Below are 24,805 nucleotides of genomic sequence, written 5' to 3'. Positions count from 1 at the left end.
CTGCAACCGGGACGTTCACACCCGGGGCCGGTAGGTGGGCCGTCGACCGCAGGTACCCGGTTGGCGGCCCGCCGCGGCCTTGCCGTGGGGGTGGGTCGTGCCGCGGTGGGCAGCGTCCCACATTCCCGCGGTTTTCGCGCGGGTGGATGCTGGACGCACCGGCCCCCGGACTGCAACCGGGACGTTCACACCCGGGGCCGGTAGGTGGGCCGTCGACCGCAGGTACCCGGTTGGCGGCCCGCCGCGGCCTTGCCGTGGGGGTGGGTCGTGCCGCGGTGGGCAGCGTCCCACATTCCCACGGTTTTCGCGCGGGTGGATGCTGGACGCACCGGCCCCCGGACTGCAACCGGGACGTTCACACCCGGGGCCGGTAGGTGGGCCGTCGACCGCAGAGGTACCCGGTCGGCGGCCCGCCGCACGCCTTCGCCCTGTTCCGGTCGGCAGCACCTGCCCCCGGCCTGAGCCCGCCGCCAGGATCGGCGTCCTCTACCCCGGCCGCTCGTCGCGCAGCAAGCGCAGTATCTCCCGCGCCGTGGCGTCGTTCTGGCGGAAGGACAGGCCGTTCGTTCTCGGGCGGGTGAACGCCGCCGCTGAGCGGGCGCTCGTGTGCGGGCCCAGGGCGAACCGCCGGGAGTGGGGGCGGCCCGTGGCGTCCAGCAGCCGCCCGTCCGACACCCGCGTCGCGATCCGGCCCGACGGCAGGTCCCGCACGTGCTCCTCCGCCAGCTCGCCCGCACCCCGCAACTGCGCCAGCAACCCGTCCGAAGCCCGCCGCACGCTCGGCTCCGGCAGGCGCGCCTCGATCAGCGTCCGGGCCGTCACCGAACCCGGGAAACTCCCCGAAGAAGCGACGAAACCCGACGAACCAACGGAAATCCGCACGTCCGCCCCGAGGAACGACACCACCCCGGCCTCGTGCAGCGCCAGCAGCTCCTGCAACCGCCGCGGCGGGGGACCGCTCGCGTAGTACGAGAAGAACCCGTGCCACCAACCATCCACATCGGACACGTCCAGCGAACCGGACGCCATCAGCGGGGGCATCTGCTGGTACGCCGACAACAACGCCATGAACGCGCCCAGATCCGCCGAATACGCCGGATCCGCCCGCCGCGCCAGGTCCGCCTCCACGTACGACCGCAGGTACTTCCCGAACTCCTCCGCCGTCCCGAACCGCAGCCCCGCCAGCGGCCGGTCCAGCCGCTCCAGGTCGAGCCGGTCCTCCTCGGCCGGCACCGCCCGGCGCACCAGCGCGCGCATCTCCGCGCTGTCCCACGAGAACTCCGCGAAACAGCGGGAAAAATCCGCGAACGACATCCGCACCCGCGACGGATGCGCGGTGAACAGCTCGCTGTAGTACCCCCACGCCAGCTCCTTCGCCACGTGCGGCCACACGTCGGCGCGGAAATCGAGCTGCCGGCCCCGCTCCAGAAGCTCCGAAACCCGTTCGGGACCGAAGAACCGCGGCAACCCCAGCGGCGCGCCCTGCAACCGGTAACCGGGCTTCGCGTGGTAGGGCACTCCGCGCCGGGAACCGATGTGCAGCACCGGTTCCGCGCCGCTCGGGTGGTACACCAGCCCGCCCACGTGCTCGGTGAACCGCCCGCCGCGCCCCTCGGTCAGCAACAGCATCAGGTCCACGAACGCCAGCCCGAACCCGCGCACCAGCACCGGCTCACCCGGCGCGACGTGCTGGTAGTCGACGTCCGCCGGGTACCCCGCCGGGTAGTACGCCAGCCCGTGCGCGGCCGCGAACTCCGCCAGTTCCCGCTCACCCGAACCCGGTTCGGCGTCCAGGTGTCCCACCGCCAGCACGATCACGTCCACGTCGAGCGGCTCGTCCACCCCCGCCAGCCACACCCGCGTCTCGTCGATCCGCGTCGCCCGCGTGCGGTGCTCGACCACCTCGATGCCCGGCGCCAGCCCGGCCAGCACGTGCCGGTACACCCAGTCCAGGTACGCGCTCGCCAGCCGTCGCGTCGGAAAGGACGTCCCGCGCAACGCGAAGAGCTCGTCCCGCAGATCCTCCGGCACGTCGTACCGGATCCGCCCCGCGCGCACCTCCCGCGCCCACTGCCACAGCGACGGCCCCGTCCGCACCGGGCCGTCCATCGTCACCGTGTCGTCGGTGAACATCGTGACGTCCTCGGCCATCGAGTTCATCCGCAGCAACGGCGACTGCTCGTACCGCCAGATCCGGCCGGCGCCCGGCGGGAACGGGTCGATCAGGTGCACCACCAGCCCCGCCGGCCCCAGCAACGCGGCCGCGTTCGCCGACAACCGCTCCAGCACGCCGACCCCACGCGGACCCGCCCCCACGATCGCGAGCTGAGACGGCGCCATGCCTTCGACGCTACGGAAGGATCCCGGCCCCCGACCCGGTTCCCGCATCCTGGACCCCTACCGCACGCGCGCGATGACCTCGGGCGTCTGGTTGTACAGCCGCAGCACGCCGCCGATCGTGAACTCGGTCAGCAGGTCGATCAGCGCGTCGCGGTCCGGCGCGTCCCCGTTCCAGTTGAGCCCGACCAGCGATTCGACCATCGCGAAGTACATCGTGACCAGTGCGGTGTCCGCGCGGCCCGGTTCGACGCCGAACTCCGCCCACCGCTGGCCGCTCGCCTCGGTGTAGACGCGGGCCAGCCGCTTCCGCAGTCGGGACAGCGCCGGATTGCCGGTGCGCTCAGCCTCCTGGAACAGCGGCAGCGCGTCCGGATGCGCGGCGGCGAAGTCGAACAGGTTCGCGTAGTTCTTGCGCGCCCAGCTCTTCAGGTCCAGATCGGCGTCGCTCGCGCCGGCCGCCGCGATCGCCGCGTAGGCCTGCTCCTCCGCCTGCTCGACCACGGCCGCGAACAACGCGTTCTTGTCGCCGTACAGCTCGTACACCGCCTGCCGGGTCAGGCCGGCCTCCCGCGCGATGTGTTCGATGGTGGACCCCTGCAGGCCGCTCGTGGCGAAGACGTGCCCGGCCGCGGCGAGCACGAGGGCGCGTTGATCGGCGACCGGCAGCTTCCGGGGCCTGCCGGGGCCACGCTTTCGGGGCATTGACACGCCTGCCACCTCACCACAATCCTTTTCCGACATAACTGTCGGAAAATAGCTCACCGGGGAGCGTTCATGCGCCTTTCGACTCGCCGGCTCGCGGCGATCGTGACCGCGGCGGTCGCCGCGCTGCCGGAGCCGCCCGCGCCGGCCGGCGCCGCAACCTCCTCCGGCGACTTCTACGATCCGCCGGCCACGCTGCCGAGTGACAACGGCGCCATCATCCGTCACGAGCCGAGCCAGTTCTTCCTCGACCCGGTGAAGCTGCTCCGCGCTCCCGCCGACGTCCAGCGGATCATGTACCGCAGCACGGACACGCACGGTGACGCCGTCGCGGTCACCGGAACCGTGCTCACGCCCAAGACGCCGTGGCGCGGCGCGGGCGAGCGGCCGCTCATCGCCTACGCCCCCGGCACGCAGGGCCTGGGCGACCAGTGCGCGCCGTCCAAGGCGCTGGCCGCGGGCGGGGAGTACGAGGGCCCGTTCATCGCCGGCCTGCTGGCCCGCGGCTACGCGGTGGTCGTCACCGACTACCAGGGCCTGGGCACGCCCGGCGTGCACACCTACGTCAACCGGAAGGCCGAGGCCCACGCGGTCCTCGACTCGATCCGCGCCGCGCAGCGGCTCCCGGGCCTGCCCGCCGACGGGCCGGTCGCGATCGCGGGCTACTCCCAGGGCGGTGGCGCCTCCGCCGCGGCCGCCGAGCTGCAGCCGTCCTACGCCCCGGAGCTGGACCTCGAGGGCGCCTACGCGGGCGCGGTCCCGGCCGACCTGGCCGCGGTCGGCCGCAGCCTGGACGGCGCCTACGCCGTCGGTTTCCTGATGTTCGCCGTCGCGAGCGTCAACTACGCCTACCCCGAGCTGCGCATCACCGACGTCCTCAACGACCGGGGCAAGGCGCTCGTGGCCCGGGTCGAGCGCGAGTGCACGGTCGAATCGATCGTGGACCACGCGTTCACCCGCACCGCGGACCTGACCGTCGACGGCCGCTCGATCAGCGAATACCTGGCCGAGGAGCCCTACGCGTCGGTGGTCGAGGAGCAGCGGATCGGCCGGCTCGCACCGGCGGTCCCGATGTACGTCGTGCACAGCGCGCTGGACGACATCGTCCCCTACCAGCAGGGCCGGACGATGGCCCGGACCTGGTGCGACGAGGGCGCCACCGTGCGGTTCGACACCCTCGCGGTGCCGACCCACGTCGGTGGCGCCGTCGCCGGCTACCCGGCTGCCTTCGCGTGGCTGGAAGGCCGGTTCGCGGGCGAGGCAGCACCCGACAACTGCGGAGAGTTCTAAATGGTCAGGATCTACTGGAGCCCGGTCGCCGCGGCGGCCGCCGGGTCGGAGTCGGCGATGAACTTCCGGCACCGCTCGTACTCCTCGGTCTCCCCGAGGCGCTGGGCGGCCTTCGCCAGGGCCGCCAGCGCCCGCAGGAAGCCCTGGTTCGGGCGGTGGTCCCAGGGGATCGGGCCGAAGCCCTTCCAGCCGGCGCGGCGCAGCTGATCCAGCCCGCGGTGGTAGCCGGTGCGGGCGAAGGCGTAGGCCGGGACGAACTCGTTCGCCTCCAGCGCCCGCTCCGCCAGCGCCGCCCACGCCTCGCTGAAGTCGGGGTGCTCGGCGGCCACGTCGGACGGGTCGGTGCCGGCGTCCATCGCGGCCTGCGCGTCCACGCGCTCGGGCAGGCGGGTGGGGTCGGGTTCCAGCAGGTTCGTCATGGTGCCCAGTATCGGCGGCCTACACGAACAGGCTCGCGAGGACCCCGCTGCCGAGCAGGACGAGAGCGGCGATCAGGACCGCGGCGACGAGACGTTTCGGCATCACGGGCGGACACGATGCCCGTCGTCCGCCCCTGATGCAAGCGAGTCACGCCTCAGGGTGAACCCGGATATTCGGGCATCTCGCTCCGCCCGGCGGCGCCGACCATGGATGATGTCCGCATGACGAAGGCGCTCGAGGGGGCCGCCGAGGGTGTCGCCGTGCCGCGCGGCCCCATCGGCAAGACCAAGCTTTTCTTCGCCACCCACTGGGTGCGCGGGGTACCGGGGCAGCCGGCGCCCGCCTGGGTGCTGCGGTTCGCCTACGGCATGTGGCTGGTCGCGTTCACCTTCAAGGTGATCGGCTCGTCGTGGGACATGTCGTGGCACTTCAAGTTCATCCGCGACGACTTCGCCCCGCCGCACCTGATCAACACGGTCGGCACCGGGATCGTCATCGTGCTGGTCGCGATCCACAGCTACACCGGGCTCGGCTGCGACCGCCGCTCGCTGCGGCTGATGCAGGCCGGGCTGGTGATGTTCCTGATCGCCGCGCCGCTGGACGTCATCAACCACCGGGTCAGCGGTCTCGACCTGACCGCGTGGAGCCCCACGCACATGCTGCTCTACGTCGGCACCGGCGTGATGCTGGCCGGGGTCATCGACGGCTGGATGAAGACCGCGCCGCCGGGCCGGTTCCGCACGCTGGTGCTGACCGGGCTGTGGGTGTTCTTCCTGGAGAACACGTTCTTCCCGAACGGCCAGCAGGAGTACGGGATCCTCAGCCTGCGGGCGTGGGAGCGCGGCGCGCCGGAGGCCGAGCCGTCGCTGCTGAGCTTCGCCGCCGAGCAGATCGGGCACCCGGTCGACCGGGTCGCGGTGCTGCACTTCGCGATGCCGATCGCGGACTGGGTGTACCCGCTGTGGGGGGTGGGGGTGTCGGCGCTGGTCCTGGCGCTGGCGCGGCACACGATCGGCCGCACCTGGGCGGCGACGGCGGTGGCCGGCGCGTACGTGGCCTACCGCGCGATCATCTGGCCGCTGCTGGTCGTCGGCACGTTCCCGGCCTCGGCGATCCCGTTCTACCTGCTCGCGGTCGGGCTCGCGGTGGACGTGGCGTTCCGCGTGGGGCGGGCGCACCGGGTGCTCACGCCGCTGGCCGGCGGTCTGCTGGTGACCGCGTTCGGGTACGGCGCGCTGTGGCTGCAGTCGCAGCTGCGGCCGTGGCTGCTCGGCAGCGCGCACACCGAATCCGCGCCGCCGTTCGCCTACTGGCCCGCGCTGGTGGTGCTCGTGGGGCTGCCCGTGCTGTGGTGGGCCCTCACGCGGATGAGGGCCCACCAGACGGTCAGCTGATCTTCGTGCCCGCCGACTTGAGGTGCTCGGCGGCCTCGACGATGCGCTTGGCCATCGACTGCTCGGCCTGCTTGAGGTAGCTGCGCGGGTCGTAGGTCTTCTTGTTGCCGACCTCGCCGTCGATCTTCAGGACGCCGTCGTAGTTCTTGAAGAAGTGGTCGGCGATCGGGCGGGAGAAGGCGTACTGGGTGTCGGTGTCGATGTTCATCTTCACCACGCCGTAGGACACCGCCTCGTGGATCTCCTCCAGCAGCGAGCCGGAGCCGCCGTGGAAGACCAGCTCGAACGGCTTGCTGCCCTCGGCGAGGCCCAGCTTCTCGGCGGCGACCTGCTGGCCGCGCTTGAGCACCTCCGGGCGCAGCTTGACCGCGCCCGGCTTGTAGGCGCCGTGCACGTTGCCGAAGGTCGCGGCGAGCAGGTAGCGGCCCTTCTCGCCGGTGCCCAGCGCGTCGACGGTCTTCACGAAGTCGCCCTCGGCGGTGTACAGCTTCTCGTTGATGTCGTTCGAGACGCCGTCCTCCTCACCGCCGACGACGCCGATCTCCACCTCGAGGATGATCTTCGCGGCGGCCGCCTTCGCGAGCAGCTCGGTGGCGATCTCCAGGTTCTCGTCCAGGTCGATCGCCGAGCCGTCCCACATGTGCGACTGGAACAGCGGGTTCTGGCCCTTGTTGACGCGCTCCTGGGACAGGGCGATCAGCGGGCGGACGAAGCCGTCCAGCTTGTCCTTGGGGCAGTGGTCGGTGTGCAGGGCGATGTTGACCGGGTACTTCTCGGCGACGACGTGCGCGAACTCGGCGAGCGCGGTCGCACCGGTCACCATGTCCTTGACCCGGGTGCCGGACGCGAACTCGGCGCCACCGGTCGAGATCTGGATGATTCCGTCGCTCTCCGCGTCGGCGAACCCGCGCAGGGCGGCGTTGAGGGTCTCCGACGAGGTCACGTTGATCGCCGGGTACGCGAACTCGCCCGCCTTGGCCCGGTCCAGCATCTCCGCGTAGACCTCGGGGGTGGCGATGGGCATCGTTGGTCCTCCTAGCTGTGGTTCGCCTTCGTTGCCCGGAATCGTACGAGGTCGGCGGTGGGAGGACAGTGTGCTGGCTCTCTGCGGCGCAGGTCGGGAACGATCAAGTGACAAAAGCCGCTCCGCCCTGGTGCGGGGGCGGAGCGGCTTCGGCCGGTCAGGACAGCAGGGCCTCGCTGATGGCGCGGTAGCCGGGCAGCGGGTCGTCGCCGAGGACCTGGACGCAGACGTGGTCCGCGCCGGCGTCGAGGTGGGCGGTGATGCCCGCGGCGATCGAGTCGATGTCGCCGTGCAGGGCGAGGGCGTCGATCAGCGCGTCGCTGCCGCCGTTGTCCAGATCGGCTTCGGTCCAGCCGTGCCGGAGCAGGTTGCTCCGGTAGTTGACGAGGTTGAGGTACGGGTGCTCGATCGTCGGGCGGGCGATGGCGCGAGCCTTCTCCGGGTCGGTCTCCAACACGATCTTCTGCTCCGGGGCGAGCAGCACGCCGTCGCCGAGGACGCGGCGGGCCTCCTTGGTGTGCTCCGGCGTGGTCAGGTACGGGTGCGCGCCCGCGGTGCGCTCGGCGGAGAGCTGGAGCACCTTCGGGCCGAGCGCGGCCAGCGCGCGGGCGGCGACCGGCACACCGGCTTCGTCCAGGCCGTCGAGGTAGTCGACGATCTTGTCGTAGGGCTTCTGGTATTCCTGGTGGGCCTCCGGGTGGCCGATGCCGACGCCGAGCAGGAAGCGGCCGGGGTGCTTGGCCTCGATGCGCTGCCAGGACGCGCCGACGGTGGCCGCGTCGTCCTTCCACATGTTGACGATGCCGGTGGCGACCTTGATGTTCTCCGTCGCGTCCAGCAGCTCGTCGACGATGGTCAGCTGCCCGTCGGGGGAGCCGCCGATCCAGATCGCGCCGAAGCCGAGGCGTTCGGCTTCGCGTGCCAGGTCCGCGTTCAGCTGGTGCCAGCCCCGCCAGATACCGATCTTGCCGAGTTCGATAGCCATGCCTGTCCCAACTCCGGTGGGCGGCCGGTGCATTCCTCTATGTTGGGATCATGGCGAAAATCGGTGATCTCGAGGTGTTCCCGCTCAACCTCGGGGGCAACGTGTTCGGCTGGACCGCCGACGAGGAGCAGTCCTTCGCCGTGCTGGACGCGTACGCGGCCGCCGGCGGCAACTTCATCGACACCGCGGACGCCTACATGGCTCGCGTTCCGGGCAATTCGGGCGGCGAGTCGGAGACGATCATCGGCAAGTGGCTGAAGCGCCGCGGCCGTCGCGATGATGTCGTCATCGCGACGAAGGTGGGCAGCTGGGCGGCGCGGCCGGGGGTGAGCGCGAAGAACATCCGCGAGGCGGCGGAGGACTCGCTGCGCCGGTTGCAGACTGATTATCTGGACCTGTACTACGCCCACCGGGATGTGGCGGATGTGCCGCTGGAGGAGACGCTCGGTGCGTTCGACGCGCTGGTGCGGGCCGGGAAGGTGCGGTACCTGGGCGCGTCGAACTACAGCGCGGACCGGTTGGCGGAGGCGCTGTCCATTTCGGACCGCGAGGGGTTCGCCCGGTACGTGGCGGTGCAGCCGCACTACAACCTGGTCGAGCGCGGGTACGAGCAGGAGCTGGCCCCGCTGGTGGCGAAGGAGGGGTTGGCGTCGCTGCCCTACTTCGGGCTGGCCAGGGGTTTCCTGACGGGCAAGTACCGCTCGCGCGAGGCCGGCGGCAGCCCGCGGGCCGAGGGGGCGGTGGCGTACCTGGACCACCGGGGCGAGCGGGTGCTGGAGGCGCTGGACGAGATCTCGGCCGCGCGCGGGACTTCGCAGGCCGCGGTGGCGCTGGCGTGGCTGGCCGCGCAGCCGACTGTTGTGGCGCCCATCGCGAGCGCCCGGAACGTGGAGCAGTTGGCGGACCTGCTGGCTTCGGTGGAGCTCCGCTTGAGCGAGGCGGAGCTGGCTGCCTTGGATGACGCTTCGCAGTAGCCCGGTGGTTGGACGGGGGCGGGGCCTGGGCCGGCTTTCTCGCTGTTCTGTGAGTGGCCCTCTCGCCGTGGTGATGGCTGGTCTTCTCGCCGTGGTGATGGCCCTACTGACAGTGGCGCGGGTGGCTCTCTCGCCTAGTTACGGATGGCCTTCTCGCAGTGTCGTGGCTGGCTACGGCATGCGGTGGCTGGCCCTCTCGCTGTGACGCGAGCGGTCTCTTCGCTGGGGCGTGGCCGTTCCTCTCGCGTTGCCACGAAAGGTCCTCTCGCGCGCCGTCTTGACGAGTGTCCACTCGCGCGCCGAGCCGGTGCGCGCACGAAAGGCCCGCTCACGTGCCGCGAAGCGGTCTCCCGTGTGCTCACGAGAGGCCCACTCGCGTGTCGGCGAGAGGGTTCTCTCGGGTGTTGGTGATTGGCCCTTTCGCGCGCCAGCGAGGTGCCCTCTCGTGTGCCGGCGAGAGGTCCGCTCGCGCACCGACGAGAGGTCCGCTCGTGTGCCGGCCGCGGGGCCTTTCGCGCGGTGGCGGGTGATTGGCCCTTTCGCGCGCCAGCGAGGTGCCCTTTCATGCGTCGGCGAGAGGTCCGCTCGTGTGCCGGTGAGTGGCCCACGGGTGTGCCGGCCGCAGGGTCCTCCGCGTGGCGGCGATTGGCCCTTTCGCGCGCCAGCGAGCTGTCCTCTCGTGCACCGATGAGTGGCCCACTCGCGCGCCAGCCGCAGGGGTCCTTCGCGCGGCGGGCGATTGGCCCTCTCGTGCGCCGACGAACGGGCCGCTCGCGCACCGATGAGATGCCCTCTCGCGCGCTAACGAGCGGCCCTCTCGTGCGCCAACGAGAGGTCCCCTCGCGCGCCGACGAACGGCCCTCTCGTGCGCCGACGAACGGGCCGCTCGCGCACCGATGAGATGCCCACTCGTGCGCCGACGAGCGGCCCTCTCGTGCGCCAACGAGAGGTCCCCTCGCGCCCCGACGAACGGCCCTCTCGTGCGCCGACGAACGGGCCGCTCGCGCACCGATGAGATGCCCACTCGTGCGCCGACGAACGGCCCTCTCGTGCGCCAACGAGAGGGCCCCTCGCGCGCCACCGAGATGCCCACTCGCCCGCCGATGACACGCCCGCCGATGACACACCCACTCGCGCGGCCGACGACAAGTCCCCTCGCCCGTCGGCGACCAGCCCCCTCACCCACTGGCGACAGGCCCAGCCACCCACCACAACCCCGAAAATTCCACCTACTGCGTAGTAGCTTACTCCCGGTAGGTTGGTATATGGTCCGACCATGGCCAACGTAAAAGGCAAGGTCGTGCTCATCACCGGAGCTGCGCGCGGCATTGGCGCCGGGCTCGCCGAGCGGCTCGCGGCTCGTGGTGCCAAGGTTGCCCTCGTCGGGCTCGAGGCCGACGAGCAGCGCAAGGTCGCCGAACGCATCGGGGCCTCCGCGAAGGCCTGGGAAGCCGACGTGACCGACTGGGACGCCCTCGAAAAAGCCACCGCGGGCGTCGTCGAGCACTTCGGCGGTATCGACATCGTCATCGCCAACGCGGGGATCGCCACCACCGGCTTCGTCCGCTCCGTCGACCCCGCCGCGTTCGAAAAGGTCATCGAGGTCGACCTGCTCGGCGTGTGGCGCACCTTCCGCGTCACCCTGCCGCACGTCATCGAACGGCGCGGCTACCTGCTGGCGATCTCCTCCCTCGCCGCGATCACCCACGCCCCCGGCATGGCCAACTACGCCGCCGCGAAGGCCGGCGTCGAAGCCTTCTCCAACAGCCTCCGCGCCGAGGTCGCCCACCTGGGCGTCAAGGTCGGCGTCGCCCACCCGACCTGGATCCGCACGGACCTCGTCGAGAGCGCCGACGCGCACCCGGTCTTCGGCAAGCTCCGCGCCGGCATGCCCGGCCTGATCGGCAAGACCTACCCGCTCAACGTGGCCCTCGACCTGCTCGAGGCCGGCATCCTCAAGCGCGCCCGCGTCATCCACGTGCCGAAGTGGGTCGGCGTGCTCAAGGCCATCCGCGCGTTCCTGCCGCCGATCGTCGAACTCGGGGCGCGGACCCGGGTGCCCGCCGCCGACAACGCCGCGCTCGAGGACATCAAGGCACGCGGCGCGCGCGAGGCCGCCATCACCGGGCATGGTGGACGGGCCGCAACCCGCTGAGGAGGCCCGCATGTCCCGCCGCGACCTGATCCGGATGACCCCCGACGAGGTCCTCGCGTTCCTCGCCGAACAGAAGGTCATCAACGTGGCCACCATCAACCCCAACGGCCGCCCGCACCTCGCCCCGCTCTGGTACGTGCCCCGGAACGACGGCGTCGCGACCTGGACCTACCGCAAGTCGCAGAAGGTCGCCAACCTGCGGCGCCTGCCGCAGGCGACCGTGCTCGTCGAGACCGGCGACACCTACGACAAGCTGCGTGGCGTCCAGTTCGAGGCCGACGTGGAGATCGTCGAGGACACCCCCGCCGTCGCGGAGATCGGCGCGGCCATGGCGGAGCGCTACGGCGGCGGCTCACTGGCCGCCGACGTGGTCGCCGCGCAGGCCGCCAAGCGCGTCGGGCTGGTGTTCACGCCGACGAAGGTCGTCAGCTGGGACCACACCAAGCTCGGCGGCGTCTACTGAACCCAGGCGCCCAGCGTCGGCTTGAACTCCCGCACCGTGAAGCTCTCCAGTGCGCCCTCGACGACGTACGGATCGGCGTCGAGGATCGCCTGGAGGGCGTCGGCGTCCGCGGCCTGGATCAGGAACGCCCCGCCCGAGTCGTCGGCGAACGGCCCGGCCACCGCGACCGTGCCCTCGGCGGCGAGCTTGGCGAGGTACTCCCGGTGACGGGGCCGGACCTCCCCGTACTTCCCCTGGTCGTAGACCGTCTGCACCAGGAACCAGGCCATGCGCACCTCCGTTTGCGTACCTGCTCCGCACGCTACCGGGTGAAGTGAATCAACCGATACGCTGGTCCGCGCGTGTACAGCACGTGGACAACGGTCAGGCCGAGGACAGGCGGGAGTACATGCCGGACGGCAGCGCGGAGCGCAGCGTCGAACGCACGCTCGGGCATTTGCGCACCATGGACGGGGTCGCTCCCGTGTCGGCCCAGCCGGCCGGCCCGCTGACCCTGGAGGATCTGTACAAGATCCACCGGATGCGCCTGGTCCGGCTCGCGATCCTGCTGGTCGACGAACCGGCGACGGCCGAGGACGTCGTGCAGGAGGCGTTCACCGGGCTCTACCGGAACTGGGGCAAGCTGCGGGACGCCACGGCCGCGGTCGCCTACCTGCGCACCGCGGTGGTCAACGGCTCGCGCAGCGTGCTGCGCCGGCGCAAGACCGCGCGCGAGTACGTCCCGCCGCACGCGGTGAACGCCCGCTCCGCGGAGAGCCTGGCGATGCTCTCCAGCGAGCACCAGTCGGTGGTCAACGCGCTGTCGAAGCTGCCGCCGCGGCAACGCGAGGTGCTCGTCCTGCGCTACTACGGCGGCCTCTCCGAAGCGGAGATCTCCGAGGTCGCGGGCATCTCGAAGGGCACCGTGAAGTCCACGGCGAGCCGGGCTCTGGAGGCTCTCCAGAAGGCCATGAGTGCTTAAGTTGGTTTAGACCAATATGCTGGAGCCTGTGACGGGTTTCGTGCTGACGGGTGGCAGGCTCGCCCTCCCCGAGGGTGTCGTGGACGACGGGTGGCTCGCGGTGTCCGGCGGGGCGATCGCGGGCATCGGAACGGGGACGCCGCCACCGGGTGACCGGGTGGACGTCGCCGGTTGCTACGTGGTGCCCGGGTTCGTCGACGCGCACTGCCACGGCGGCGGGGGCGGGTCGTTCTCCAGCGGCGACGCGAAGGAGATCGTCACCGCGATCAAGGCCCACCGCAGGCACGGCACGACGACCATGCTGGCCAGCCTGGTGTCGGACCCGGTGCGCACGCTGGTGGACCAGATGGCCGTGCTGCGCGAGCTCGTCGACGACGGCGAGCTGGCCGGCATCCACCTGGAGGGCCCGTTCATCGCCTCCGCCCGCTGCGGCGCCCACGACCCCGCGGTGCTGCGCGAGCCCGACGCGGCGACCGTCGACGCCCTGCTGCGGGCCGGGCGCGGCGCCGTCCGCATGGTGACGCTGGCGCCGGAACTGAACGGCGGCGTCCGGGCGGTGCGGCAGCTGGCCGAGTCCGGGGTGATCGCCGCGATCGGGCACACCGACGGCACCGAGGAGCAGATCCGCCCGGCCATCGACGCCGGCGCCACCGTCGCGACGCACCTGTTCAACGGCATGCGCCCGCTGCACCACCGCGAACCCGGCCCGATCGGCGTCCTGCTCGACGACGAGCGCGTCACGATCGAGCTGATCTGCGACCTGGTCCACGTCCACCCCACGGTGCTGCGGATGGCGGCCCGGTACGCCGGCCGCGGCCGCACCACGCTCATCACGGACGCCATGTCGGCCACCGACGCCGCCGACGGCCGCTACCACCTGGGCCGGCTGGAGGTCGACGTCCGGGACGGGGTGGCGACGCTGGCCGACACCGGCTCGCTCGCCGGCAGCACGCTGACCATGGACGTGGCGTTCCGCAACCTGGTCAAGGGCGCCGGCCTGTCCATCCCCGACGCGGTGCGCGCGACCTCGGGACGCCCGGCCGAGCTCCTGGGCCTGGCCGACCGGCTCGGATCGCTGCGCACCGGGCTGGCCGCCGACCTGGTGGTGCTGGACGCCGACCTCCGGCCCCAGCGCGTGCTGCGGCAGGGCACCTGGATCGGGTGATCAGCCGCCGGGCGGCGCGACGTGCTCCACGTAGAGCGGCGTGGCGGCCAGGATGGTCTGCCGGAACGCGGGAATCACCGCGGTGACGCGCGCGTAGCCGGCCACCCAGGCCGCGGTGTGCTCCGGCTGGAGCCGGTTCGTCAGCCGATCCATGCCTCGGACGATGCCGGCCACCTGATCCGCCGGGTGGCCGTGGTCGTCGTTCCCGGTGGGCTGCGGATCCTCCCGGTTGAGGGCGCGCAGAGCCTGGCAGACGTGGAACCACGACCGCGACGGGCCGAGGGCTTGGCGCAGCGACCGCGCATCCGGGCCGGGCGGGGGCGCGCCGACCAGGTGGCCGACCGAACCGTGCAGGAGCAGGCGCAGGCGGCCGCCGGTGGGGTAGTCGTCGTCCGCGCGGTCGGTGTCGATGAACAGCACCGCGTCCTCCACCTGCCCGTAGCTCATCGGCGCCTCGAAGTGCACCCACTGCCCGGGCCGCACGTCGGGCTCGGCGAGCCACCTGGGCGCCCGGGACGACGCCTCCAGCGCGGCGACCGCCGCCGCCAGCCCCGGCTCGGCTTCGCGCGCCGCCTTGCCGACCTTGAAGCCGCCGACCGGCGTGTTCACCTCGGCCTCCACGTCCCGCAGGCCGCCGGCGCGCTTCGGCAGGCCGGGGGCGAGCTGCTGGAGCTTCGCCTGGGAAACGTAGATCAGCTCACGCACCCGGCCATCCTGCCCGACTGGACGCATGAAGTCGCCCGCTCCGACGCGGGCTGCCCGCTCGAACGCGGGACTCGCGGGCGGGAAGGTGGGACTCAGGGGCGGGAGCGGGGGACTCGCCCGCTCCGAGGCGGAACTTGCCCGCTCCGACGCGGGCTGCCCGCTCGAACGCGGAACTCGCGGGCGGGAGCGTGGGACTCGCGGGCGGGAAGGTGGGACTCGCGGGCGGTGTGGTTCGGCGCGCCGGCAGGCGCGGCGAGCCTGCCGGCCGGGACGGCCTTGTGTTCCGGCTTCAGCGGTCATCCGCGGTTGATTACGCTGTGCAGGGTGAGCGAGCCGAAGGATCCGGAACGGCTGTTGGCCGAGGCGCTGCAGGCGCAGGCCCGCAGCGCGCCGCACCCCGGCCCGCCCTCCGGTGGGTGGCCGCGGTTCGGCCTGCTGTCCGGCGCGGACGCCAGCTCGCTGGAACGCGAGCGCGCCGCCCTGGAGCAGCCGGCGAAGCCGTCGCGACCGCAGCCGCCCCGCCGGCACGCCGTGCGCGACCTGCCCGCCTACTGGGTCCTCGGCCTGGCCGCTCTCCTCGGTCTCGCGACCGGCGCGGTCATCGGTCTCATCACTCTCCTGTGAGCCCACATACTGCACACAGGGTCACCCTGTACCGTTTTGTGCTGTGATTCTCGCCGAGACCGCGACCACGCTCGCTCTCATGCCGAAGTGGTTCAACCCGGAGTACCTGCTGACCGAGTTCGGCGCATACGTGATCCTCGGGCTGTGCCTGATCATCTTCGCCGAGAGCAGCATCTTCCCGGTGCTCCCCGGTGACTCGCTGCTGTTCACCGCCGGCCTGTTCGTCGCGCAGGGCTCGATCCAGGCGCCGCTGTGGCTGGTGTGCACCCTGGTGACCGTCGCGGCGCTGGTGGGCAACGTGGTCGGCTACGCCATCGGCTGGAAGGCGGGGCCGGCGCTGTTCAAGCGCCCGGACTCGCGCTTCTTCAAGCAGGAGTACGTCGACAAGACGCACGCCTTCCTGGAGAAGCACGGCCCGAAGGCGGTCGTGCTGGCGCGGTTCGTGCCGTTCGTCCGGACGTTCATCACCTGGATCGCCGGCATCGGCCGCATGGACCCCAAGAAGTACTTCACCTACACGGTGATCGGCGGCATCCTGTGGGCCGCCGGCATCACCGCGCTGGGGCACCTGCTCGGCAACATCTCGTTCATCAAGAACAACATCGAGGCCATCTTCATCCTGATCGTGCTGGTCTCGGTGGTGCCGATCGTCATCGAGTGGGCGAAGGGCCGCCGCGAGAAGAAGCTGGCGGCCGCCGCGGGCGCCGAGTCCGACGCCGAGGTCACGCAGCGGATCCCGCGCATCGAGCGCTGACGCAGACACAAGAAGGCCGCCGCACCTGCCCGGGTGCGGCGGCCTTCGTGCGTCTCAGGCCATCGAGAACATCGAACCCGGGTTGAACAGGTTCTCCGGGTCCAGCGCCTGCTTGATCTGCCGGTGCACGCGCATGCCCACCGGCCCGATCTCGCGCTCCAGCCACTCCTTCTTGATCTTCCCGACGCCGTGCTCGCCGGTCACCGTGCCGCCCAGCGTCAACCCCACGTCGAGGATCTCGTCGAACGCGCGCCGCGCCCGGGCGAACTCGTCCGCGCTGTCCGGCTGGTAGACGATCGTCGGGTGCATGTTGCCGTCGCCGGCGTGCCCGACCACCGCGATGCGGAGCCCGACCTCCTCGCTGATCCGCTGGCACCCGGCGATCAGCTCGGCGATCCGCGTCCGCGGCACGGACACGTCGTCGGTCAGCCACACGCCGTACTGCTCCAGCGCGGTCAGCACGACCCGGCGCGCCTGCATCAGCATCCGGCCCTCTTCGAGGTCGTCCGTCGCGTAGGTCATCGTCGCGCCGCAGTCGTTGCAGATCTGCTCCAGCGCGGCGAGCTCGCGCCGCGCCACCTCGCCGCCGGAGTCGGACTGGCACAGCAGCAGCGCCTGGCAGTCGGAACCGGCGCCGAGGTCGGTCTTCAGGTACGTCTCGGCCGCCTTGATCGAGCTGGCGTCCATGATCTCCATCAGCGACGGCACCAGGCCCTCGCGCACGGTCCGCGCCACCGCGGTCCCGGCGGCCTCGGTGCTGTCGAACCCGGCGACCAGCGTGCCCGGCGCCTGCGGCAGCGGCTTCAGCGCCACGGTGGCCTGCGTGATCACCCCGAGCGTGCCCTCGCTCCCGACGAACAGCCGCGCCAGGTCGTAACCGGCCACGCCCTTCACGGTCCGGCGTCCGGTCTTCAGCAGCGACCCGTCGGCCAGCACGACCTCCAGGCCGAGCACCGAGTCGGTGGTCACGCCGTACTTCACGCAGCACAGCCCGCCCGCGTTGGTGGACAGGTTGCCGCCGATCGTGCACCAGTCGTAGCTGGACGGGTCCGGCGGGTAGAACAGCCCGTGCTTCTCGACCGCGTTGCGGAAGTCCAGGTTGACCACGCCGGGCTGCACGACGGCGAGCCGGTTGCCCGCGTCGATCTCGACGATCTGGTCCAGCTTGGTCATCACGAGCACGACACAGCCGTCGATGGCGTTCGCGGCGCCGGACAGCCCGCTGCCCGCACCGCGCGGCACGATCGGCACCTTCGCCTCGGCGCACGCGCGGACCACCGCCTGCACCCCTTCGACGTCCGAGGGCAGCACCACCGCCAACGGCCGGCCGGAGGGGGCCAGCGGCATCATGTCGCGGGAGTAGCTCCCGGTGACGTCCGCGTCGGTCAGAACAGCGTCCTTGCCCAGCTCGGCGCGCAGTTTCGTCAGCAAAGCGTCGGTGCTCATGCATCTATGGTAGTGCCGATCACGTCCGCTCTGCGGAAAAAATTTTCCGCAACGATCACCCCGGGCAAACCAGTTGTCTGTGGCAACTAAAGTGTTGTCGACCACAGACGGGTTATTTGAGTGGCGCAACCAACTATCCCGGGTGCATCCTTGACACGAGCAACTAGTTGCTTCGGTCAAATAAGACATCCCGTACGAAGAGAGTGATCCGGCCATGCCATCTCCCGTCGAGGAAGCGGCCTTCACGGACACCGAGCTCGACATCGCCGACGAGCTCGGCGTGCAGCTCGTCCGGTTCATGCGGCTGCTCACCAAGGCCAAGTCGCAGGTCGCGAAGCTCGGACCGGACGGGATCGAACGCGCCGCCTACGCGATCCTGTTCCAGCTCGTCCACGACGGGCCGCAGCGCACCAGCAAGCTCGCCGAGGCGCTGCACGCCGAGATCTCCACGATCAGCAGGCAGAGCAGCTCACTGGTGCAGCACGGCCTGGTCGAACGCCTCGCCGACCCCGAGGACGGACGGGCCTGCCTGCTCGCGCCGACCAGCGAGGGGCTGCGCGTGTTCGAGGAGAACCGCAGGCAACGCAACCGGTGGCTGGCCGAGGTGCTCGCCGAGTGGCCGGAGGAGGAGCGCCGCCTCCTGAACCGGCTCCTCGACCGGCTCAACACGGGGATCGAAGCTCACGCTCCACAACTCGCCGACCAGATCTCGGCGCGCAGCAAGGGGGAAAGCGCATGACACGCTCCACACGAGAACAACCGGTGCCCGCCGCGGGCGCCGTCGCGGACGAGGGTCCGCGCCTGACGCACAAACAGATCCTGACCATCCTCAGTGGACTCCTGCTGGGGATGTTCCTGGCGGCGCTGGACCAGAACATCGTCAGCGTCGCGATCGTCAAGATCGCCAACGACCTGCACGGCTTCGACGAGCAGGCGTGGGCGACCACGGCGTACCTGATCACCGCGACCATCGCGACACCGCTGTACGGCAAGCTGTCCGACATCTACGGGCGCAAGCCGTTCTACCTGACCGCGATCGCGTTGTTCGTGATCGGCTCGGCCGCCTGCACGTTCGCCACCTCGATGTACGAGCTGGCCGCGTTCCGCGCGTTCCAGGGCCTGGGCGCCGGTGGCCTGATGTCGCTGGCCATGACGATCATCGGGGACGTGGTGCCCGCCCGGGAACGGGTCAAGTACCAGGGCTACTTCATGATGGTCTTCGGCAGCGCGACCGTGCTCGGCCCGGTGCTGGGCGGCCTGTTCTCCGGTTTCGAGAGCCTGGCCACGATCGAGGGGTGGCGCTGGATCTTCCTGATCAACGTCCCGATCGGTGTCGTCGCGCTGGTGGTCGTCGCCAAGGTGCTGAACGTGCCGCACCAGCGGCAGGACCACCGCATCGACTGGTTCGGCGCGATCTCGCTGGCCATCGCCGTGGTGCCGCTGCTGCTGGTCGCCGAGCAGGGCCGCACCTGGGGCTGGGGCTCGACCACGTCGGTGATCTGCTACGCCGTCGCGGCGTTCGGCATCGTGCTGTTCCTCTTCGTCGAGTACGTGATGAAGGACGAGGCGCTGATCCCGCTGCGGCTGTTCCGCAACTCGACGTTCAGCGTCGCGATCGGCGGCGGCACGCTCGTCGGTCTCGGCATGTTCGGCGCGCTGAGCATGATCCCGCTGTACTTCCAGGTCGTGCGGGGCTACACGCCGACCGAGGCGGGTCTGCTGATGCTGCCGCTGGTGCTGGGCATCATGACCGGCTCGCAGATCTCCGGCCGGATCACCGCCAAGACCGGGCGCTACAAGATCCTGCCGGTGGTCGGCACGGTGCTGATCGCCGCCGGTGCGGTGCTGTACGCGCAGGTGCACTACGACAGCCCGCTGTGGCAGCCGCTGGTCGTCGCCCTGCTCATCGGCCTCGGCCTGGGCGGCTGCATGCAGACGCTGATCATCGCCGCGCAGAACGCCGGCCCGCGCCGCGACATGGGCGTGTCGACCGCCTCGGCGACGTTCTTCCGGCAGATGGGCGGCACCCTGGGGGTCGCGGTCTTCCTGACCATCCTGTTCAACCTGCTGCCGGGCAAGATCGCCGACGCCTTCGGCGGCAACCTGCCCGCGGGCTTCGACCAGAACCAGCTGAGCGCGCTGCAGGCGGACACCAGCGGCCTGCACAACCTGCCGGACGCGGTGAAGGTCCCGATCCTGACCGGGTTCACCAACTCGATGCACGGCGTCTTCTACGTCGCCGCCGGGGTCGCCCTGCTCGCCGCGATCGTGCTGGCGTTCATGCGGGAGATCCCGCTGGCCGGTGGCCCGGCGGTGCCCGCGCCGCCGGTCGAGGGCGGCGAGGCGCTGCTGCCGGACGAGACGGCGAAGGCGGAAGCGGAGACGGACACCTGGGCGGACGCGGACGCCGCGTTCGAGCAGGACCGCGAACCCGTACTGGTTGGTGGGAGGCATGCGTTGAGCGACAACGGACACGGCGAGTACCAGCTCGCCGCCCAGACCGCCCCGATCACGAACGCGGTCGCCAGCGCCGGGACGGACCACGCGCTGGGCACCGGCGGGCAGCCGATCACCGGCACCGTCCGGCGCCAGGACGGCACGTCGGTCGGCGGCGCCGCGCTGACCCTGATCGACCAGCGGGGCCGTCAGGTCGCGCGGGCGACCGGCGGCGGCGACGGCGGCTACCGCATCGGCGCGCCGGGCAACGGCACGTACGTGCTGATCGTGTCGGCGGCCGGGCACCAGCCGCAGGCGGCCAGCGTGGTCGTCACGGACGGTCCCGCGCGGCTGGACCTCACGCTCGTCGGATCGGGTGAGCTGAGCGGTGTGGTCCGGGTGGCGGGCAACGGGTCCCCGCTGGCCGGCGCCACCGTGACGCTGACCGACTCGCGGGGCGAGGTCACCGGGGCCGCGATCAGCGACGCCGAGGGCGGCTACGTGTTCCACGGCGTCAGCTCCGGCACCTACACGCTGGTCGCGAGCGCCGAGAAGATGCGCCCGGTCGCGTCGCTGATCACCGTGCCGGACAGCGGTGTGCTGCGGCAGGACATCGAGGTCGCGCCGGCCGTGCTGCTGGCAGGCACCGCCCGCACCGACGGCGGCCGCCCGGTGCCGGACGCGCGGATCACCGTCCTCGACGCCGAGGGCAACGTCGCCGCGGTCGCGCGGACCGACGAGAACGGCGAGTACGTCGTCAGCGACCTGCCCGACGGCGACTACACCGTGGTCGCCAGCGGGTACCCGCCGGCGACGAGCCAGGTGAACCTGCCGGGTGGCGGCGACGTGCAGCACGACGTCCGCCTGGGCTACGAGCAGGTGCTCGACCAGCTCGGCGACCCGGCGAGCAACGGGGTGGAGCAGTCATGAGCGGGTTGCGCGCACAGATCCGCACGGCCGAGGGCTGGGCGGTGGAGAACGCGGTGCTGACCGTGACGGACATGAGCGGCCAGCAGGTCGCCCGCGCGGTCGCCGACGCCACGGGAGCGGTGGTCACCCCACCGCTGCCCGCGGGCATCTACACGGCGGTCCTCACCGCCGCCGGGTACGCCCCGCTGGCGCGGACCGCGCAGATCGGCTCGGACGGGTCGGGCTCGCTCGGCGACCTCGTGGTGACCCCGATGGCCGGTGCCGTCGAGCTGCCGCCGGCCGGGCCGTGGACGATCGACCCGGTGCACTCCAGCGCCGTGGCGACGGCGCGGCACCTGGGCATCGCCAGCATCAAGGCGCGGTTCTCCGAAATCAGCGGCCGCATCGACGTCGGCCGCCCGGTCGAGCGGTCGCGGGTCGAGGCCGAGATCAAGGCCGCGAGCATCGACACCGGCATCAAGATGCGCGACGACCACCTGCGGTCGCCGGAGTTCCTGGACGTCGAGTCCTACCCGGTGATCGGGTTCGTCAGCACCGGGTTGCGGCAGCGCGGCGCGGACACCTGGACGCTGGCCGGGGAGCTGACGTTGCACGGCGAGCGCAAGGCGGTCGAGCTGGACCTGACCTACGGCGGCTACGGGCCCGACCCGTGGGGCGGCGTGCGGGTCGCGTTCCACGCCGAAACCCAGCTGCACCGCAACGATTTCGCGATCAATTACAACGCGATGGTGCGCGCCGGGGTCGCCGCGATCGGGTCGAACATCAAGATCGAACTCGACATCGAGGCTGTTCAGGGCGAGTCGCTGCCGCCGATGTGAGGGGGAAACGCGGTCGCGCATTCGGAGTCGATGTGCGACCGCGTTCCGTAACGATCACCTATTTTCCGCCGATCGGATGACTGGTGGTTGCGTACGGCACGTACGCTTTCCGGGTGACTTTCGACTTCGCCGCGTCCGAAGCCGTCGGCGTCGGCTGGTTGAACACAGCCGGCCCGCTGCTGGTCTGGGTCATCGTGCTCAGCTTCGTGTTCATCGAGTGCGCCCTCATCGTCGGGTTGTTCCTGCCCGGTGACTCGCTGCTGTTCGCGGCCGGGGTCGTGCTCGCCTCGCACGGGGCGCACGCGAGCGCCTGGCTGTTGTCGGCGGCCGCGCTGGTCGTCGCGGTGGTCGGCAACCAGGTCGGCTACTACATCGGCCAGCAGACCGGGGTCAGGTTCATCGCCCGGCGCGGGGGCAAGGTCCTGAACCGGGCGAACCTGGAACGGGCGCGCGAGTTCCTCGACCGCAAGGGCTTCTTCGCGATCGTCGCCGCCCGGTGGATCCCGTGGGTGCGCACGCTGGCGCCGCTGATCGCGGGTGCCGCGCGGATGGACCCGCGGCGGTTCATGTTCGCCACGGCCATCGGCGGCGTGTTCTGGGTGCCGACGCTGGTGCTGATCGGCTACTACGGAGCCGGCCTGCTGGACGCGATCCCGTGGGTCAAGACCGTGCTGGTCTGGCTGTCGATCGCGTTCTTCGTCGTCGGCACCGGGTACGGCTTCTACCGGTACCGGCAGGAGATGCGCCGCCCGGTCGACGAGGAGCCGGACAACGAGTACCCGGCGGCGGCCTAGTCCCAGGCGCCGCAGGCCCTGGCCAGGTCGATCTGCTCCTGGCCGCGCTCGGTCATCCGGCCCTGTTCGATCATCCGCGTCGCGCGTTCCCGGTTCACCCGGCTCCAGTTGCTGCGCGGCCGCCGCGGGGTGAACCGCAGCCGGAAGCTCGTCGCGTCGTGTTTGCGGGCGTGGCTGTCGATCCAGCCGAAGCACAGCGCCTGCTCGATCGCCTCGCCGTAGCCGACGCTGCGCACCGGGCTGTCCTTGTGCTGGATGACCAGCCAGATCTCCTGCTCGGTGCCGCTGTGCGCGGCCAGCCACTCCCGCCAGTCCGCCGCGGTGCGCGCGCTGACCGTGTTCATCGCAGCACGTCCAGGTAGTGCTGGTTGAACATCACGCCGAGCACGTTGCCGAACGGGTCGACCACGGACGCGGTGACGAACCCGGGACCGCGCTCGGTGGGCTTGTCGTGTTCGGTCGCGCCGAGGTCGAGGAGCCGCTGGAAGACGGCTTCGACGTCGTCGACGGCCCAGTAGGCGATCGCGCCGTTCGCGGCCGGCCGCTGCGGCGCGAACCGGCTGTCCAGCAGGCCGAGTTCGTGCTGGTAGTCGCCGATCCGGAACTCGAGGTAGGCGGGCGGGCCGTCGACCGGGCGGCGGAAGTAGGGCGCGACGCCGAGCAGCTCGGTGTACCAGCGCGCGGCGGCTTCGACGTCGTCGGCGAAGTAGGTGACGGTGGTGAGTCCTCGCAACATCTCGGGTCCTTTCTCCGGTGACAGGACCCATGCTCGCGCCTAAAGTGCTCACCAACTGAGCACTTTCCGGGGAGGATTCGTGCGAGCCGACCGGTTGATCTCCGCCGTGCTGCTGATGCAGTCCCGTGGCCGGGTGACGGCCGCGGAGCTGGCGGCCGAGCTGGAGGTGTCGGTCGCGACGGCGCGGCGGGATCTGGAGGCGTTGTCCACAGCCGGGATCCCGGTTTATCCACAACCCGGCCGCGGCGGTGGATGGTCGCTCGTCGGGGGAGCGCGGACCGACCTGAGCGGGCTGTCGGCGGCCGAGGCGCGCGCGTTGTTCCTGCTCGCCGGGCCGGTCGCGGAGTCGGAGGCGGCGAAGGCGGCGCTGCGCAAGCTGGTGCGCGCCCTCCCGGGACCGTTCCGGGCCGAGGCGGAAGCCGCCGCCGGCGCGACGATGATCGACCCGCCGCGCTGGGGCGAGCGCGACAAGGTCCGGCCGGAACTGGTGGACCGCCTGCAGGCCGCCGTGATCGCGCGGCGGAAGGTGCGGCTGACGTACTCGAACGCGAAGCGGGAGCGGTCGGAGCGGCTGGTCGACCCGTGGGGCCTGGTCGACAAGGACGAGGTCTGGTACCTGGTGGCCGGCACCGAGCGGGGCAGGCGGACGTTCCGGGTCGACCGGATCGTGCGCGCCGAGCCGACGGACGAGCCGGCCGCCCGCCCGGACGACTTCACGCTGGCCGCCGCGTGGGACGAGGTGGTCGGCGAGGTGGAGCGGCGGCGATCGCGCACCTGGGCGACGGTGCTCGTGGAATCGCGGTTCGTGCCGGTGTTGCGGGACCAGTTCGGGCGGCACTGCGAGGTGGTCGCCGAGGAGGCGGGCCGGAGCCGGGTCCGCCTGGCCGCGCCGACCCCGCTCGACGTGGCCCGTCACCTGGCGGGCTGGGGCGCGCTGATCGAGGCGCTGGAGCCCGAGCCGGTCACCGCGGAACTGGCCCGGATCGGCGCAGAGCTGGCCGCTCGCTACGGGTAGTCGCGTGCTGGATCCTGCCCGCCGGAGTGAGCGGCAAGTCGCCGCGCGGGCGAAATCGGTCCGGGGCAGGCGTCACCCCCGCGGACCTGCGCCGGCAAGATCGCCGGCTACCCGGTGCCGAAGGAGATCGTCGTGCGAGGCCGTGATGGCCGGGGTGTCGTGACCGGCCGGGGACGGCGCGGACTGGGCCGATGAGGTGGCGGCGATCGCGGAGGGGCTCTGGCGGGCGGTGCGCGCCTGCCCGAACGCCATCCCGCTGGTGCTCACGCGGCGCGGCGTCGGCCTGCCCACGCTCGCGCCGGCCGTAGCGCCGCTGCGGGCGCTCGCCCGCGGCGGCCGGTCCGGGCGGGACCTGCTGGTCGCCTTCCGCGTCGTGTCCAGGTTCGCCCAGGCGGAACTGGCGGGCCCGCTGTCCGCGGTGCGCGGCGCGGGGCTGGCGGCCTAGGTGTATCCGGTCAGGACGTTGGTAGCGGCGTGTCTGGCTGAGTAAAGGAGAACCTCCGGTTGGGATGTGGCTTGTCTAAGGCCCACTCCGATCCGGAGGTTTTCGTGTTCCACGGTAGTGCCCGGCTGACGGTTCACGGTCGGCGACTGATCGTTCAACGCCACCAGGCCGGCTGGAAACAGGCCCACATCGCCGAAGCGATGGGCGTGTCCCGCAAGTGTGTGAAGAC

The 24,805-nt window shown here is 71.3% G+C and carries 25 protein-coding genes and 1 pseudogene; 16 read left to right on the top strand and 10 right to left on the bottom strand.

Going from position 1 to position 24,805, the window contains the following annotated elements; translation table 11 throughout:
* Positions 1–486: 486 nt before the first annotated feature.
* Positions 487–2,340 carry an FAD/NAD(P)-binding protein gene (locus tag D0D28_RS31340; RefSeq protein ID WP_116114671.1) on the bottom strand — a complete coding sequence of 618 codons (1,854 nt, stop codon included), beginning with the start codon at positions 2,338–2,340 and terminating at the stop codon, positions 487–489.
* A 57-nt stretch (positions 2,341–2,397) separates the two neighbouring features.
* Positions 2,398–3,042, bottom strand: coding sequence for a TetR/AcrR family transcriptional regulator (locus D0D28_RS31335; RefSeq protein ID WP_162831247.1), 645 nt, complete (start codon positions 3,040–3,042; stop codon positions 2,398–2,400).
* 72 nt (positions 3,043–3,114) lie between these two features.
* Here D0D28_RS31335 and D0D28_RS31330 point away from each other — a divergent pair, with 72 nt between their 5' ends.
* Positions 3,115–4,332: a lipase family protein gene (locus D0D28_RS31330; protein WP_116114667.1), complete on the top strand. Its 1,218-nt coding sequence runs from the start codon at positions 3,115–3,117 to the stop codon at positions 4,330–4,332.
* Positions 4,333–4,343: 11 nt separating this feature from the next.
* On the opposite strand, the gene D0D28_RS31325 is transcribed toward D0D28_RS31330, so the two are convergent.
* Positions 4,344–4,751 (bottom strand): DUF3151 domain-containing protein, encoded by a 408-nt coding sequence (locus tag D0D28_RS31325; RefSeq protein WP_094006518.1) that lies wholly within the window; start codon positions 4,749–4,751, stop codon positions 4,344–4,346.
* 222 nt (positions 4,752–4,973) lie between these two features.
* Between D0D28_RS31325 and D0D28_RS31320 the strand changes: the two genes are divergently transcribed.
* A complete protein-coding gene (locus D0D28_RS31320; protein WP_094006517.1) occupies positions 4,974–6,146 on the top strand; it encodes a hypothetical protein in 1,173 nt (390 codons plus the stop codon).
* Here the strand turns inward: D0D28_RS31320 and fbaA are convergent.
* Positions 6,139–7,170, bottom strand: coding sequence for a class II fructose-bisphosphate aldolase (gene fbaA / locus D0D28_RS31315; protein ID WP_094006516.1), 1,032 nt, complete (start codon positions 7,168–7,170; stop codon positions 6,139–6,141). The two genes, D0D28_RS31320 and fbaA, sit on opposite strands and share 8 nt — an antisense overlap.
* 157 nt (positions 7,171–7,327) lie before the next feature.
* Positions 7,328–8,155, bottom strand: a complete 828-nt coding sequence (locus D0D28_RS31310) for an LLM class F420-dependent oxidoreductase (RefSeq protein ID WP_094006515.1) — start codon at positions 8,153–8,155, stop codon at positions 7,328–7,330.
* Positions 8,156–8,205: 50 nt separating this feature from the next.
* Between D0D28_RS31310 and D0D28_RS31305 the strand changes: the two genes are divergently transcribed.
* The 3 genes from D0D28_RS31305 to D0D28_RS31295 all read left to right on the top strand — a co-directional run bounded on the left by D0D28_RS31305 (position 8,206) and on the right by D0D28_RS31295 (position 11,747).
* Positions 8,206–9,129 carry an aldo/keto reductase gene (locus D0D28_RS31305; RefSeq protein WP_116114665.1) on the top strand — a complete coding sequence of 308 codons (924 nt, stop codon included), beginning with the start codon at positions 8,206–8,208 and terminating at the stop codon, positions 9,127–9,129.
* A gap of 1,276 nt (positions 9,130–10,405) precedes the next feature.
* Positions 10,406–11,284, top strand: coding sequence for an SDR family oxidoreductase (locus D0D28_RS31300; RefSeq protein ID WP_116114663.1), 879 nt, complete (start codon positions 10,406–10,408; stop codon positions 11,282–11,284).
* 10 nt (positions 11,285–11,294) lie between these two features.
* The gene (locus tag D0D28_RS31295) at positions 11,295–11,747 is read left to right on the top strand and encodes a pyridoxamine 5'-phosphate oxidase family protein (protein ID WP_094006512.1); all 453 of its coding nucleotides are present in this window, start codon (positions 11,295–11,297) and stop codon (positions 11,745–11,747) included.
* Here the strand turns inward: D0D28_RS31295 and D0D28_RS31290 are convergent.
* Positions 11,741–12,016, bottom strand: coding sequence for a YciI family protein (locus tag D0D28_RS31290; protein ID WP_094006511.1), 276 nt, complete (start codon positions 12,014–12,016; stop codon positions 11,741–11,743). The genes D0D28_RS31295 and D0D28_RS31290 overlap by 7 nt on opposite strands.
* A gap of 119 nt (positions 12,017–12,135) precedes the next feature.
* On the opposite strand from D0D28_RS31290, the gene D0D28_RS31285 reads away from it, so the two are divergent.
* Positions 12,136–12,708 carry a SigE family RNA polymerase sigma factor gene (locus tag D0D28_RS31285; protein WP_116114675.1) on the top strand — a complete coding sequence of 191 codons (573 nt, stop codon included), beginning with the start codon at positions 12,136–12,138 and terminating at the stop codon, positions 12,706–12,708.
* Positions 12,709–12,748: 40 nt separating this feature from the next.
* A complete protein-coding gene (gene nagA, locus D0D28_RS31280; protein ID WP_116114673.1) occupies positions 12,749–13,873 on the top strand; it encodes an N-acetylglucosamine-6-phosphate deacetylase in 1,125 nt (374 codons plus the stop codon).
* Here the strand turns inward: nagA and D0D28_RS31275 are convergent, their stop codons facing one another.
* Positions 13,874–14,578, bottom strand: coding sequence for an SAVMC3_10250 family protein (locus D0D28_RS31275; protein ID WP_116114661.1), 705 nt, complete (start codon positions 14,576–14,578; stop codon positions 13,874–13,876).
* A gap of 324 nt (positions 14,579–14,902) precedes the next feature.
* Here D0D28_RS31275 and D0D28_RS31270 point away from each other — a divergent pair, with 324 nt between their 5' ends.
* Positions 14,903–15,202: a hypothetical protein gene (locus D0D28_RS31270; protein ID WP_094006529.1), complete on the top strand. Its 300-nt coding sequence runs from the start codon at positions 14,903–14,905 to the stop codon at positions 15,200–15,202.
* A 43-nt stretch (positions 15,203–15,245) separates the two neighbouring features.
* A complete protein-coding gene (locus D0D28_RS31265) occupies positions 15,246–15,956 on the top strand; it encodes a DedA family protein (protein WP_116114660.1) in 711 nt (236 codons plus the stop codon).
* A gap of 54 nt (positions 15,957–16,010) precedes the next feature.
* Here D0D28_RS31265 and D0D28_RS31260 read toward each other — a convergent pair whose 3' ends face one another.
* Positions 16,011–17,402: an FAD-binding oxidoreductase gene (locus D0D28_RS31260; RefSeq protein ID WP_094006508.1), complete on the bottom strand. Its 1,392-nt coding sequence runs from the start codon at positions 17,400–17,402 to the stop codon at positions 16,011–16,013.
* A gap of 214 nt (positions 17,403–17,616) precedes the next feature.
* Here D0D28_RS31260 and D0D28_RS31255 point away from each other — a divergent pair, with 214 nt between their 5' ends.
* From D0D28_RS31255 to D0D28_RS31240, 4 genes are all read left to right on the top strand, one after another.
* Positions 17,617–18,141 carry a MarR family winged helix-turn-helix transcriptional regulator gene (locus D0D28_RS31255; RefSeq protein WP_094006507.1) on the top strand — a complete coding sequence of 175 codons (525 nt, stop codon included), beginning with the start codon at positions 17,617–17,619 and terminating at the stop codon, positions 18,139–18,141.
* On the top strand, positions 18,138–20,768 hold the full coding sequence (locus D0D28_RS31250) for an MFS transporter (protein ID WP_116114658.1): 2,631 nt from the start codon (positions 18,138–18,140) through the stop codon (positions 20,766–20,768). Before D0D28_RS31255 ends, D0D28_RS31250 begins: the two co-directional genes overlap by 4 nt.
* Entirely contained in the window at positions 20,765–21,586 is an 822-nt protein-coding gene (locus D0D28_RS31245) for a YceI family protein (RefSeq protein WP_116114656.1), read from the top strand. The genes D0D28_RS31250 and D0D28_RS31245 overlap by 4 nt, the downstream gene beginning before the upstream one ends.
* 113 nt (positions 21,587–21,699) lie before the next feature.
* The gene (locus D0D28_RS31240; RefSeq protein ID WP_094006528.1) at positions 21,700–22,380 is read left to right on the top strand and encodes a DedA family protein; all 681 of its coding nucleotides are present in this window, start codon (positions 21,700–21,702) and stop codon (positions 22,378–22,380) included.
* Here the strand turns inward: D0D28_RS31240 and D0D28_RS31235 are convergent.
* On the bottom strand, positions 22,377–22,724 hold the full coding sequence (locus tag D0D28_RS31235) for a YdeI/OmpD-associated family protein (RefSeq protein ID WP_094006504.1): 348 nt from the start codon (positions 22,722–22,724) through the stop codon (positions 22,377–22,379). The genes D0D28_RS31240 and D0D28_RS31235 overlap by 4 nt on opposite strands.
* Entirely contained in the window at positions 22,721–23,116 is a 396-nt protein-coding gene (locus D0D28_RS31230) for a VOC family protein (protein ID WP_094006503.1), read from the bottom strand. The genes D0D28_RS31235 and D0D28_RS31230 overlap by 4 nt, the downstream gene beginning before the upstream one ends.
* A 79-nt stretch (positions 23,117–23,195) precedes the next feature.
* Between D0D28_RS31230 and D0D28_RS31225 the strand changes: the two genes are divergently transcribed.
* The 3 genes and pseudogenes from D0D28_RS31225 to D0D28_RS31215 form a co-directional block, all read left to right on the top strand.
* Positions 23,196–24,131 (top strand): helix-turn-helix transcriptional regulator, encoded by a 936-nt coding sequence (locus tag D0D28_RS31225; RefSeq protein ID WP_116114654.1) that lies wholly within the window; start codon positions 23,196–23,198, stop codon positions 24,129–24,131.
* Between the two features lie 196 nt (positions 24,132–24,327).
* On the top strand, positions 24,328–24,576 hold the full coding sequence (locus D0D28_RS31220; protein WP_116114652.1) for a hypothetical protein: 249 nt from the start codon (positions 24,328–24,330) through the stop codon (positions 24,574–24,576).
* A 104-nt stretch (positions 24,577–24,680) separates the two neighbouring features.
* Positions 24,681–24,805, top strand: a pseudogene (locus D0D28_RS31215) (leucine zipper domain-containing protein); the annotation flags it as partial.

This window comes from Amycolatopsis ruanii (assembly GCF_003385175.1).
GTDB lineage: Bacteria > Actinomycetota > Actinomycetes > Mycobacteriales > Pseudonocardiaceae > Amycolatopsis_E > Amycolatopsis_E thermalba.
This window is presented reverse-complemented; position numbering and strand designations above follow the sequence as displayed.

Bases quoted from the DNA above. Each gene is read 5' to 3' on its own strand.
- D0D28_RS31250 (WP_116114658.1), top strand. From the start codon at position 18,138: ATGACACGCTCCACACGAGAACAACCGGTGCCCGCCGCGGGCGCCGTC.
- D0D28_RS31245 (WP_116114656.1), top strand. From the start codon at position 20,765: ATGAGCGGGTTGCGCGCACAGATCCGCACGGCCGAGGGCTGGGCGGTG.
- fbaA (WP_094006516.1), bottom strand. From the start codon at position 7,170: ATGCCCATCGCCACCCCCGAGGTCTACGCGGAGATGCTGGACCGGGCC.
- D0D28_RS31335 (WP_162831247.1), bottom strand. From the start codon at position 3,042: ATGCCCCGAAAGCGTGGCCCCGGCAGGCCCCGGAAGCTGCCGGTCGCC.
- D0D28_RS31290 (WP_094006511.1), bottom strand. From the start codon at position 12,016: ATGGCCTGGTTCCTGGTGCAGACGGTCTACGACCAGGGGAAGTACGGG.
- D0D28_RS31310 (WP_094006515.1), bottom strand. From the start codon at position 8,155: ATGGCTATCGAACTCGGCAAGATCGGTATCTGGCGGGGCTGGCACCAG.
- D0D28_RS31300 (WP_116114663.1), top strand. From the start codon at position 10,406: ATGGCCAACGTAAAAGGCAAGGTCGTGCTCATCACCGGAGCTGCGCGC.
- D0D28_RS31260 (WP_094006508.1), bottom strand. From the start codon at position 17,402: ATGAGCACCGACGCTTTGCTGACGAAACTGCGCGCCGAGCTGGGCAAG.
- D0D28_RS31325 (WP_094006518.1), bottom strand. From the start codon at position 4,751: ATGACGAACCTGCTGGAACCCGACCCCACCCGCCTGCCCGAGCGCGTG.
- D0D28_RS31230 (WP_094006503.1), bottom strand. From the start codon at position 23,116: ATGTTGCGAGGACTCACCACCGTCACCTACTTCGCCGACGACGTCGAA.
- D0D28_RS31330 (WP_116114667.1), top strand. From the start codon at position 3,115: ATGCGCCTTTCGACTCGCCGGCTCGCGGCGATCGTGACCGCGGCGGTC.
- D0D28_RS31255 (WP_094006507.1), top strand. From the start codon at position 17,617: ATGCCATCTCCCGTCGAGGAAGCGGCCTTCACGGACACCGAGCTCGAC.
- D0D28_RS31340 (WP_116114671.1), bottom strand. From the start codon at position 2,340: ATGGCGCCGTCTCAGCTCGCGATCGTGGGGGCGGGTCCGCGTGGGGTC.
- D0D28_RS31295 (WP_094006512.1), top strand. From the start codon at position 11,295: ATGTCCCGCCGCGACCTGATCCGGATGACCCCCGACGAGGTCCTCGCG.
- D0D28_RS31235 (WP_094006504.1), bottom strand. From the start codon at position 22,724: ATGAACACGGTCAGCGCGCGCACCGCGGCGGACTGGCGGGAGTGGCTG.
- D0D28_RS31320 (WP_094006517.1), top strand. From the start codon at position 4,974: ATGACGAAGGCGCTCGAGGGGGCCGCCGAGGGTGTCGCCGTGCCGCGC.
- D0D28_RS31305 (WP_116114665.1), top strand. From the start codon at position 8,206: ATGGCGAAAATCGGTGATCTCGAGGTGTTCCCGCTCAACCTCGGGGGC.
- D0D28_RS31285 (WP_116114675.1), top strand. From the start codon at position 12,136: ATGCCGGACGGCAGCGCGGAGCGCAGCGTCGAACGCACGCTCGGGCAT.